At 64.6% G+C, this 10,622-nt stretch carries 11 protein-coding genes and 1 pseudogene; 1 reads left to right on the top strand and 11 read right to left on the bottom strand.

Annotation, left to right across the window (positions count from 1 at the left end):
- From AC2FLX_RS06930 to murB, 4 genes and pseudogenes are all read right to left on the bottom strand, one after another.
- Positions 1-338 (bottom strand): annotated as a pseudogene (locus tag AC2FLX_RS06930) (cell division protein FtsA); the annotation flags it as partial.
- 7 nt (positions 339-345) lie between these two features.
- Positions 346-1,344: a cell division protein FtsQ/DivIB gene (locus AC2FLX_RS06925; RefSeq protein WP_496809979.1), complete on the bottom strand. Its 999-nt coding sequence runs from the start codon at positions 1,342-1,344 to the stop codon at positions 346-348.
- The gene (locus AC2FLX_RS06920) at positions 1,332-2,252 is read right to left on the bottom strand and encodes a D-alanine--D-alanine ligase (protein WP_496809978.1); all 921 of its coding nucleotides are present in this window, start codon (positions 2,250-2,252) and stop codon (positions 1,332-1,334) included. The genes AC2FLX_RS06925 and AC2FLX_RS06920 overlap by 13 nt, the downstream gene beginning before the upstream one ends.
- 107 nt (positions 2,253-2,359) lie before the next feature.
- The gene (gene murB / locus AC2FLX_RS06915) at positions 2,360-3,286 is read right to left on the bottom strand and encodes a UDP-N-acetylmuramate dehydrogenase (RefSeq protein ID WP_496809977.1); all 927 of its coding nucleotides are present in this window, start codon (positions 3,284-3,286) and stop codon (positions 2,360-2,362) included.
- A gap of 93 nt (positions 3,287-3,379) precedes the next feature.
- On the opposite strand from murB, the gene AC2FLX_RS06910 reads away from it, so the two are divergent.
- Positions 3,380-4,684, top strand: a complete 1,305-nt coding sequence (locus tag AC2FLX_RS06910) for an adenylate/guanylate cyclase domain-containing protein (protein WP_496809976.1) — start codon at positions 3,380-3,382, stop codon at positions 4,682-4,684.
- Between the two features lie 9 nt (positions 4,685-4,693).
- Here the strand turns inward: AC2FLX_RS06910 and AC2FLX_RS06905 are convergent, their stop codons facing one another.
- The 7 genes from AC2FLX_RS06905 to ftsW all read right to left on the bottom strand — a co-directional run bounded on the left by AC2FLX_RS06905 (position 4,694) and on the right by ftsW (position 10,517).
- Positions 4,694-4,987 (bottom strand): hypothetical protein, encoded by a 294-nt coding sequence (locus AC2FLX_RS06905; RefSeq protein WP_480749161.1) that lies wholly within the window; start codon positions 4,985-4,987, stop codon positions 4,694-4,696.
- Positions 4,988-5,002: 15 nt separating this feature from the next.
- On the bottom strand, positions 5,003-5,269 hold the full coding sequence (locus AC2FLX_RS06900; RefSeq protein ID WP_480749160.1) for a DUF2484 family protein: 267 nt from the start codon (positions 5,267-5,269) through the stop codon (positions 5,003-5,005).
- Entirely contained in the window at positions 5,266-5,520 is a 255-nt protein-coding gene (locus tag AC2FLX_RS06895) for a DUF2484 family protein (protein ID WP_496744645.1), read from the bottom strand. Before AC2FLX_RS06895 ends, AC2FLX_RS06900 begins: the two co-directional genes overlap by 4 nt.
- Positions 5,517-6,704 carry an APC family permease gene (locus AC2FLX_RS06890; protein ID WP_496809975.1) on the bottom strand — a complete coding sequence of 396 codons (1,188 nt, stop codon included), beginning with the start codon at positions 6,702-6,704 and terminating at the stop codon, positions 5,517-5,519. Before AC2FLX_RS06890 ends, AC2FLX_RS06895 begins: the two co-directional genes overlap by 4 nt.
- A 155-nt stretch (positions 6,705-6,859) precedes the next feature.
- The gene (murC, locus tag AC2FLX_RS06885; protein ID WP_496809974.1) at positions 6,860-8,260 is read right to left on the bottom strand and encodes a UDP-N-acetylmuramate--L-alanine ligase; all 1,401 of its coding nucleotides are present in this window, start codon (positions 8,258-8,260) and stop codon (positions 6,860-6,862) included.
- Positions 8,257-9,354 (bottom strand): UDP-N-acetylglucosamine--N-acetylmuramyl-(pentapeptide) pyrophosphoryl-undecaprenol N-acetylglucosamine transferase, encoded by a 1,098-nt coding sequence (locus AC2FLX_RS06880; protein WP_496744641.1) that lies wholly within the window; start codon positions 9,352-9,354, stop codon positions 8,257-8,259. Before AC2FLX_RS06880 ends, murC begins: the two co-directional genes overlap by 4 nt.
- Positions 9,354-10,517, bottom strand: a complete 1,164-nt coding sequence (gene ftsW, locus AC2FLX_RS06875) for a putative lipid II flippase FtsW (RefSeq protein ID WP_480749155.1) — start codon at positions 10,515-10,517, stop codon at positions 9,354-9,356. Before ftsW ends, AC2FLX_RS06880 begins: the two co-directional genes overlap by 1 nt.
- Positions 10,518-10,622: the final 105 nt, after the last annotated feature.

Below are 10,622 nucleotides of genomic sequence, written 5' to 3'. Positions count from 1 at the left end.
GAAAAACAGGCGATGACATGGTCGACGCGGATCTCGGCCATCTTCTGTGCCGCCTGCACGGCGGTACGGATGGCGCGTTCGGTCTCCTGCATAGCGGTGACCTCGCCGAACTGCACCCCACGCGAACGGGTCGTCGCGGCGCCGATCACCCGGAACCCGGTCTGGCCCGCCATCGAACCAATGGAATTGTCCTCGCTCAGCTTTCCAGCCCCGTCGAAACGCAACACCAGGCAGGCTATCTTGGAACTGCCCACGTCCAGAATGGCCACCACGCCCCGTTGCATCGCCTGCCGCCGCATCTGCCGCATGGCCCGTTGTGACTGATACAGATCCGTCATCATCATGCTATTGCCCGCTCTTTACCGTTACTTCCGTATTCCACCATTCTGCGCTGGCGGTTTCGTTCATTCTTATGGTTGGCCGCGATCCCAGACGCATGTCCACCGCCGCCACGTCGCGCTCCAGCAGATCCTGCACCTCGCTGACCGCAAGCACCCGTTCCAGCGCCTGCACCGGGCGCTCGGTCGGCAGCATGATGCGCTGGTTGCGGTCGAGGATCAGATCCCAACGCCGCTCGCCCACGCGCACCAGCCCGCGCACCCGGTCGCCCAGCGCCTGCGCCGTACGCATCAGCGCCAGCGCCTCGCCGACATGGGCATCCGCGCCATCGCCGGCAATCACCGGCAGGTCAGAGCGGTCGGTCCGCGCGGCGATGTTGTCCACATGCGCGCCGGTTTCGTCCAGCAGCTCGATCCCTTCGCGGGTGCGCCAGACCACCATCGGTTCGCGCTCGACCACGTCCACCTGCAGGATACCGCCAGGCCGGATCAGAACGCTCACCGACTTGACCGGGTCAAGCCCGGCGATAGTCTCGCGGATCTGGTCCGCATCCAGGTCAAAGGAACTGATCGGGAAATCCAGCGGCACCACCTCGCGGATATCCTCGGCCAGGTTCGTGCCCGCCCCATCGATGGCCATCAGGTTGACCATGAACTCGGGGCGCTCCTCGAACGAGGTACGCAGATCGGCAACAAAACCATGTACTGCGGCGCGGCGCTGGTCATCGGCGAAAAACGCGGTTCCGGCCACGAACACGACGGTGAAAGGGATGCCCATGCGTAACCCCAACCGTATGCCGGGGGTCAGCATCCAGCGCTGAAAGCGAAAGCTCAGCCGCGACGGGGCCGGATCGGCCTTGCGGCCCGACCGGCCAGGCAACCGCAGCCGGAACCGGGGCTTGGCGCGGCCCTCGGGCGTGCCCGCCGCCTCGAATTCGGCATCCCCGGCGGTCAGTGGCTTTTCCCGATAGGCCACAAGCTCGCGATGAGGAATTACCGGTCGCATGAGGCGTCCTCCACCATCCAGCCGCACAGCTCGCCGAAACTCATGCCGCAATGCTGGCCCTGCTCGGGCACCAGCGAGGTCGGCGTCATGCCCGGCTGGGTGTTGGTTTCCAGCAGAAACAGTCCGTCCCGGCCTTTGCTGTCATCCCAACGAAAGTCGGTGCGGCTGACACCCTTGCAGCCCAGAACCTCATGGGCGCGCAGGGCATGGTCCATGCACAGATCGAAAATCTCGGACGGGATGTCAGCCGGCAGCACATGGCGCGAGCCGCCGGGCTTGTATTTGGCGTCGTAATCGTACCAGCCGTCGGTCAGTATCTCGGTCACGGTCAGCGCGCGGCCATCCATCACCGATACGGTCAGTTCGCGGCCCGCCACATATTGTTCGACCATCAGCTGATCGGGCATGTCCTCCGACAGTTTCGGCGGCGAGTTTGCACCGTCGAACACCAGATATATTCCGACGCTGGAACCCTCGTTGTTCGGCTTGACCACGTAAGGCGCGTCCATGACATGATCGGCCATCACCGCCGATTTCGGCACGATCACGCTGTCGGCAATCGGCAGGCCCGCGACGCGGAACGCCTCCTTGCTGCGCTGCTTGTCCATCGCCAGCGCCGAGGCCAGAACCCCGGAATGGGTATAGGGGATGCGCAGCCATTCCAGCAGCCCCTGCACACAACCATCCTCGCCCCAGCGTCCATGCAGGGCGTTGAACGCCACGTCCGGCCTGATCTCCTGAAGGCGCGCATAAAGGTCGGGACCAGCGTCCAGTTCGACCACCTCAAAGCCTTCTCCCCTGAGGGCGGCAGCGCATTCGCGCCCGCTGCTGAGCGAGACCTCGCGTTCCTTCGAAGGTCCACCCATCAATACCGCCACTTTGGGGCTTGTCCTGCTCGACCTACCCACGTTCGTGCGCCTCAATGTCCCCGGACCTTATTCGATGGCCCGTGCTGCTGTGTTATGCCTTTGATCCGCCGCCTTGTTTTGCCTGTTCTGGTCGGCGGGTTCGGCTCTTATTCTTTAAGCGGATCACCGATCCGCATGATTTCCCACTCTAGCGTGATGCCGCTTGTTTCGTAAACCTTTTTTCGCACCTCTTCGCCCAGACCTTCGAGGTCTGCGGCGGTTGCGTCACCGGTGTTGATCAGAAAATTGGGGTGCTTCTCGCTCATCTGCGCCCCGCCCTTTCGGGCGCCGCGCAAACCGGCCTCGTCGATCACTTTCCACGCCTTGAGGTCGTGCACGTCATCCTCCCGCCCGGTCGAGGAAAACCCGGCCGGGTTGCGAAACGTGGACCCGGCGCTGCGATCCCCGGTGGGCTGGGTTTCGTCGCGCTTTTGCAGTTGCGCGTCCATACGGGCGTGCAATTCATCCGGATCGCCCGAGGGGCCTTGCAATGTCGCGGACACCAGCACCGCGCCTTCCGGCAGGTCGGACTGGCGATAGCGAAAGTTCAGCTCGGCTGCGGTCAGTTCAGCAATCTCGCCGCCGCGCGTCACCACGGTCGCGCTCCGAAACACATCGGCCACATAGCTGCCATAGCAGCCCGCGTTCATCCGCACCGCGCCGCCGATCGAGCCGGGAATGGTGCGCAGAAACGTCAGATCGACACCCGCATCCGCCGCCCTGCGCGCCACATGCGCGTCCAGCGCGGCCGCCCCGGCGGCAACTGTATTGCCCTCGACCGATATGCCGTTAAAGCCCCGCCCCAGCCGGATCACCACCGCGCGCAGACCGCCGTCACGAACGATCAGGTTCGATCCCACACCCATCGGGAACACGGCCACATCCGCGGGCAAAAGGCGCAGAAACTCCTGCAGATCCTCAATGTCGGCGGGCTGAAACAGCCAGTCGGCAGGCCCGCCCACACGCAACCAGGTCAGGTCGGACAGCGCCCGGTTGGGTGTCAGTCTGCCGCGGATCGTGTCGGTCGGGATCATGGGTCTCTTTCATATTGGCCGGTTCGGTGCATTTATCCGGGTTTGCCCTCCGGAACAACGCCCAAGACCGCCCCGACGCGGGAAAACCGGCCCTTGATCGGCAAGCCTTTGCCCGGCACGATTGCCGGCACCATGTCACGAAGAACCGGACCCGACCTGCCAGACATCGACAAGCTGACCGCCCGGCTTGCCGACCCGGATCTGGAGCGCCGGTTTCAGGAGGCCCGACGCGAGCGCGATCTGAAACGATACCGGCTGTCGGCGGTTCTGGCCGGGGCCGCCAGCCTGATCTTTGCCCTGCTCGACTGGGCCGTCATCCCGGAAAAGGCCGGCATGGCGGTACTGATCCGCCTGATCGTGGCACTCCCCGGCGCAGGTTCCATCTATGCGATGACCTATGTCAGCGCGTTCCGGCAACGGCCCGGGATACTGGCATGGATCGCCATCGGCACCGCGACGCTGTGCTATGCTTTCCTCAACCTGATCGCCGATACCCCCGACGAATACCTCTCGGGCTTTGTGATCATCCAGATGTTTCTGTTCTTCATCCTGCCGCTGAGCTTCACCACCGCCGTCGCGATCGGATCGGTCTGCACCCTTGTCTTTGCACTCAGCTTCACGCTGGCTCGGGATCTGGCCTTCGGCAGTCTGGTGACGATTTATTTCCAGTATCTGGTGGTGCTTCTGGTCGGCGGCTTTGCCGTGCACCAGCTGAACATGCTGCGGCGGCACGAATTTCTCGGCGAGCGCGAGATCGAGCGCCAGAAGTCGCGCTATTTCGACCTGCTGACCCGTATCCTGCCGGGCAGCATCGTGGCCCGGATGGAGCGCGGCGAGGAACGCATCGCCGATACCGTGCCAAATGCGGTGGTTCTGTTTGCCGATGTCGTGGGCTTTACCGAGCTGGCGGCGCGGAAGACGCCCGAAGCGGTGGTTTCGGCGCTGGACGATCTGTTCAACACGTTTGACGGGCTGGTGGACCGGCACGGGCTGGAAAAGATCAAGACCATCGGTGACGCCTATATGGTGGCTGGCGGCGTGCCCCAGACGCACCCGGACGCCGCAGGCGCGGCGGCGGGGCTGGCACTGGACATGCTGGCCCACGCAGCGGAACTCGACGCGGCACAGGATGAGCGGCTGCAAATCAGGGTCGGCCTGCATTGCGGGCCGGTGCTGGCCGGGGTGATCGGCGAGTCGCGGTTCGGCTATGACCTGTGGGGCGACACCGTCAACCTTGCCAGCCGGCTGCAGACACTGGCCGAACCCGGAACCGCCCTGATCAGCGCCGCCATGGAGCAGGCGCTGAGAGATCGGTTCGACCTTACCTCCTTGGGACCAGCTGACATCAAGGGGCTGGGCGAGGTTCCGGTGTGGCGCCTGTCGGGGCCAAGGCCCTAACGCGAGCGGTCAGGCACCAGCGCGATTGGCCAGGCTGCGCCCGCCGACGCCGCCCATGATCACCGCGAACAGGAACGGCAGCACGCCGCCGGTCAGCCAGACAAAGGGGGCAAAGGCGCGCTCCTCCTCGCCGGTGCCGACCGTGGTCAGCATGATGATCAGCCCCAGCGCCACCGCCGAGGTCAGGCCGATCAGCCATAGCAGGTTGCGAAATCCCATCCAGCGGCCCGCGACGAACCCGGCAAGAAGGCCGGTTACCAGCGCGATCAGCGGCAGATAGGCAAGAGTAGCGATATTCCCCATGACGAGGTCTCCGAATTATTTCTTCGCCGCCTTCGGCCCCAGCAGCTTCATCCGCACCCAGCGGGTCAGGTAGATCACCGGCCACCGCAGCATGGACATGCCAGCGGCCAGTACGATCAACCCGATCCAGGGGCCGTTTTCAAAGGTGACATACCCCACAAGCGGGATGCCGACGGCAATCAGGGCATAGGCCTTGCGCCAGTGGTTGTCCTTGCTCGGAGTCAAGGCGAGTACATTTGCCGCAACGGCCCAGATGCAGGCGAGAGTAAGGGAAATCGTCATTTCCGCCCCTCCGGTTCCAGACCGCGCCACCTGCGCCAGAAATAGATCAGCGGATTGCGGAACATCGACAGGAATCCCGCCAGCGCCGCAAGCCCCAGAACCCAGCCGTAATGAATCCAAAGGGCTGCGATCAGCACCGGCGCAGCGGCCAGCAGGATGACGCCCGGCGCATACTGGCGGCGCATCGGCAGAAACGCCACGGCGGTCGCGGCAAAGACCCAGGCGATGGCAAGAACGACCAGCAGGTTCATGCGATCCCTCCTATGGCGACGGCAAGCGCGCTTAAAGACAAGACAAGGCCCAGCACCGGAACCGCCATCGGCACGCGGAATCGGGCATCGGGTTCGCGCCGCTTCTGGACGATCAACGCGAGGTTGACCAGAGCAAAAACGCCCAGCAGAATCGCGGATGTGGTCTCTGCCAGCGTCGCAAAGGGAACGTACAGCGCGGCACCGATCACCACGGCTCCGATCAGCACGGTGGCCAGCACCGGTGTCCCCAGCCGGGGATGCGCCTGATGAAAGACGCCCAAAGCCGGGTTGCGCTTGCCAAGTCCGAACAGAACCCGGCTGGCCATGACGATCTGCGCCAGCACCCCATTCAGCGCCGCGAACACCGCGATGGCCGACAGAAACTCGCCCGACCCGCCACGCGCGGTCTGCCAGACCAGCGCCAGCGGGCTGGTCGAGGCGGACAGCTCGGCCAGCGGCACCGCCCGCACCGCGGCCCAGCTGACCAGCGAATAGATCACCGAGGTAATCGCCAGCGAAATCAGGATCGCGCGCGGCATGGTCCGTTCCGGTCGGTCCACCTCTTCGGCCATGTTGACGATGTCCTCGAACCCGATGAAGGCGAAAAAGGCCAGCACACCGCCCAGCCCGATCCCGGTCCAGACCGGAGGCGCGGCCATTGTCCAGTCCGCAGACGCCTCGCCGCTCAGCCCCGCCCAGCTGACCAGCCCCAGACCGGTCAGCTCGATCACGGTAAAGATCGCGGCGAGCGCAAGGCTTTCCAGCACGCCGAACACGGAAACGGCAGTCAGGGCGAGGCCCAGCACCAGTATCGCCACCGTCGCGTTCACATCGATGGCATGGGTCAGGTATCCCACCCCGCCGCGCAGCACCGCCCCGGCAGACACCGTCCCGGCGGCCACCACCGCCAGACCCACCAAAAGCGCCAGCGCCTGACTGCTCAGGCCAGTGCCCACATAGGCCGCCTCGCCCGCCGCCTCCGGCAGGCGGGTGGAAAACTCGGAATAGCTCAATGCAGTGGGCGCAGCGATGAGACCGGCCAGAACGAAGGCAAGCGGAGCCCAGATCCCGGCATCCGCTGCAATGGCACCGACAAGCACATAGATACCCGCGCCGACCATCACGCCAACGCCATAGGCGGTCAACAGACCCAACCCTATACGGCGCTTGAGCTCCTGCGCCATATTGTACCCCTTACGTCTTTACGACTAGGCCGGATCGTTGTCCGGCGGCTACAGAATACGCGCAGAACGCGAATAATCCAACTTTATTGTTTCCGAGGCGGCAAATAGTCTCGCTGTCACAGGCACTTGAAGCGACGCGCGGCTGCCAACCCGGGCTACTGGCTCTCCAATCTCTCGGGCAGGCCATTGGCCCAGGTGCTGATCGTCCCGGCCCCCAGACAGACAACCATGTCGCCGGGGCGGGCCTGTTCGCGCACCAGGCGTTCCAGATCGTCCTCGTTCAGGATGGCGCGGGCGTGGCGGTGGCCGTGGCGGATCAGGCCCGCCACCAGATCGTCGCGGCTGGCACCTTCGATCGGGTCCTCGCCGGCGGCATAGACCTCGGCGATGGCGACGACATCGGCATCGTTGAAACAGGTGCAGAAATCGTCGAACAGGTTGGACAGGCGGGTATAGCGGTGCGGCTGATGCACCGCGATCACCCGGCCTTCCGTGGCCTGACGCGCGGCCTTGAGCACAGCGGCAATCTCGACCGGGTGATGGCCGTAATCGTCGATGATGGTGACGCCGTTCACTTCGCCAACCTTGGTAAAGCGACGGTTGACGCCGCCGAACCTGGCCAATGCCTCGCGAATTTCCGCCGCCTTCATGCCCAGATGCCGCGCCACCGCCACTGCCGACAGCGCGTTCGATACGTTGTGATCGCCCGGCATCGGCAGGGTGCAACCCTCGATCACCTTGTCCTCGTGCTGCAGATGAATGTCGAAATGCGCCACACCGCCCTTGTAGGTCAGGTTCACCGCCCGCACATCCGCCTGCGCGTTGAACCCATAGGTGCGCACGCGCCGGTCGGTGATGCGCCCCACCAGCGCCTGCACCTCGGTATGATCGGTGCAGCAAACGGCAAGACCATAGAAAGGAATGTTCGAGACGAATTCGTAGAATCCGTCGCGCAGGGTGTCGAAATCGCCCCAATGCTCCATATGCTCGGGGTCGATATTGGTGACGATGGCGATGGTCGCCGGAAGACGGTTGAACGAGCCGTCGCTCTCATCCGCCTCGACCACCATCCACTCGCCCTGCCCCATGCGGGCATTGCTGCCATAGGCGTGGATGATGCCGCCATTGATCACGGTCGGGTCGAAATCACCCGCCACCATCAGCTCGGCCATCATCGTGGTCGTGGTGGTTTTGCCATGCGTCCCGGCAACCGCGATGTTGGATTTCAGCCGCATCAGTTCCGCCAGCATGTCCGCGCGCCGCACCACCGGCAGGCCCTGCGCCCGCGCGCCGTCCAGTTCGGGATTGCCGCGCTTGATCGCGGTCGAGACCACGACAACTTCGGCCCCTTCCAGGTTCTCGGCGCTCTGGCCGACAAAGATCCGTGCCCCAAGGCGCTCCAGCCGGTCGGTGATCTTTGACCCCTTCAGGTCCGACCCCTGCACCTGATAGCCAAGGTTCAGCAACACCTCGGCGATGCCCGACATGCCGATGCCGCCAATGCCGACAAAATGAATGGGGCCTACGTCTTGCGGCAGTTTGGTTGCGGGGGTCATGCGGTCTCCTCTCGCGCCAGTTCTTCGACAAGGGCGACCAGACGCTCGGTCGCGTCGGGCGCCCCGACCGACCGGGCGGCGCGGGCCATTTTCTGGGCGGCTTGCGGGTTGGTCAGAATCGTCGTGATTTGCTCCGACAGGGCGGAAACGTCAAGGGCACTTTCGGGGATCATGATCGCGGCCCCGGCCTGAACCAGCCCGCGGGCATTGGCGGTCTGGTGATCGCCTGCGGCGGCAGCAAAAGGGATCAGGATCGAGGGCCGCCCGATCACGGAAATATCCGCCACGCTGGACGCGCCCGACCGGCTGATGACCAGCTGCGCCTCGGACATCCGCCGGGGGATATCCTGAAAGAAAGGCTTCACATCGGCCTTGATGCCATGCGCGTCGTAAAAGGCGGTGACGCGCTCGCCATCTTCCTCGCGGGCCTGATGCGACACGCGGATATACTGGCGCATGCCCTCGGGCAGCGCCGCAATCGCGCCGGGCACCGTATCGCTGAGGATGCGCGCGCCCTGCGACCCGCCCATGACAAGGATCGACATCGGATAGTCGCCGGGCGGGATGTACCCCGCGGCCTCGCGCTCCAGCACCGCCGCACGCACCGGGTTGCCGGTGTGGATGCCATGCGCCCCCTCGGGCAGCTGCGTCGGCCAGACGCCGCAGGCGACATGAGCGACGCGGGTGGCAAATATCTGGTTGACCCGACCCAGCACCCCGTTCTGTTCATGGATCATGCGCGGCACGCGCAGCATCGTGGCCGCGCCCAGCGCCGGAATCGACGGATAGCCGCCAAAGCCCACCACCACGTCGGGCCGGTCGCGCAGCATCTGGAACGCCATGCTGGTGACGCCCCCCGCGATCGTCGGCCCGACCAGCGCCTTGGCCGCCAGCCCGCCGCGCGCAAACGTGGCCGAGGCGACCTCGGCAATCTCGGTCGAATGCGGAAAGCCCTTGGTATAGCGCGCGCCGCGCGCATCCGTCGACAGGCGCACCCGCCAACCGCGTTTCAGCATCGCCTCGGCCAGCGCCTGAGCCGGAAACATATGACCGCCGGTTCCCCCGGCGGCGATCAGAAGATACGGCTTGCCCATCATCCCCGTCCGCGAAGAATGTCACCCAGTTCGCCCTGCGGCCGCGTGCGGGTAAAGGCCAGCAACATGCCCAGCGCAATGCCCCCAGCGATCAGGGACGAACCGCCATAGCTGACGAAGGGCAGCGTCATGCCCTTGGCCGGCAACAGCCGCACCGCGACACCCATGTTGATCATCGCCTGAACGCCGAACATACACGCCAGACCGGTTCCCGCCAGACGGATGAACATGTCCCGCTCGCGCATCAGCCGCAACAGCGAGCGCACCACGATCAGGCTGTAAAGCGCGATGACGATCAGCACCAGGATCAGCCCGTATTCCTCGGCCGCCACCGCGATGATGAAATCGGTATGGGCATCGGGCAGCGACCATTTCACCTGTCCCTCGCCGACGCCAACGCCGAACAGCCCTCCCTCGCGGATGGCGTTGGTGGCATAGCCCAGCTGCGTGGTCGGATCGACGTCAGGGTTCAGAAACCCGTCGATGCGACGGGCGAAATGCTCGGAATTGGAATAGGCCAGCATGCCGCCCAGAACCACGACCCCGGCCATGCCCAGCATCAGCAGCATCGGCGCTCCGGCCACGAAATAGATCACGCCCCAGCCGAACAACACCAGACAGGCCTGCCCGAAATCGGGCTGCAACACCAGCATCATGACAATCGCCATGCACAGCGCAAACGACCACAGACGCCCCGGCGGGCCATTGATCTCCTGCGCAGCGGCAAACAGCCAGGCGGCCACGACGATGAAGCCGGGCTTGAGAAACTCCGAAGGCTGCACCGAGGCAAATCCCAGACTGTACCAGCGCACCGCGCCCTTGCCGAAATCGGTGCCCAGAAACGGCAGCAGCGCCAGCGCCACGAAAGACAGGACAAAGCCGATCACTGCCAGCCGCCGCACCAGCACCGGCGACATCATCGAGGTCAAAAGCATCGCCACGGCGGCCAGCCCGCCGAAAAACGCCTGCCGCTCGACATAGTGGAACGGATCGAAGCCATTTCGCGATGCCAGCGGCGGGGACGAGGCCAGCCCCAGCAACAGGCCGATCACGAACAGGATCAGCACACAGGACATCGTCCACTTGTCGATCGTCCGCCACCATTTGGGAAGGATCGGTTCGCCGCGCCTCTCGGGCACGGCACCATACACCATCTCAGTCATGAGATTACCGCCACTATCTGCCTCGTACACGTCCCGTTTTCGGGATCTGAACGCGATTCTACAGGCAAAATCCTTTTCAGGCCAGCCTCTTCCTCTTGTCATTGG

It is taken from the genome of Ruegeria sp. YKSF57, from assembly GCF_059612585.1.
The sequence above is the reverse complement of the archived record's forward strand: the minus strand, read 5'-3'. Positions and strand labels throughout refer to the sequence as shown.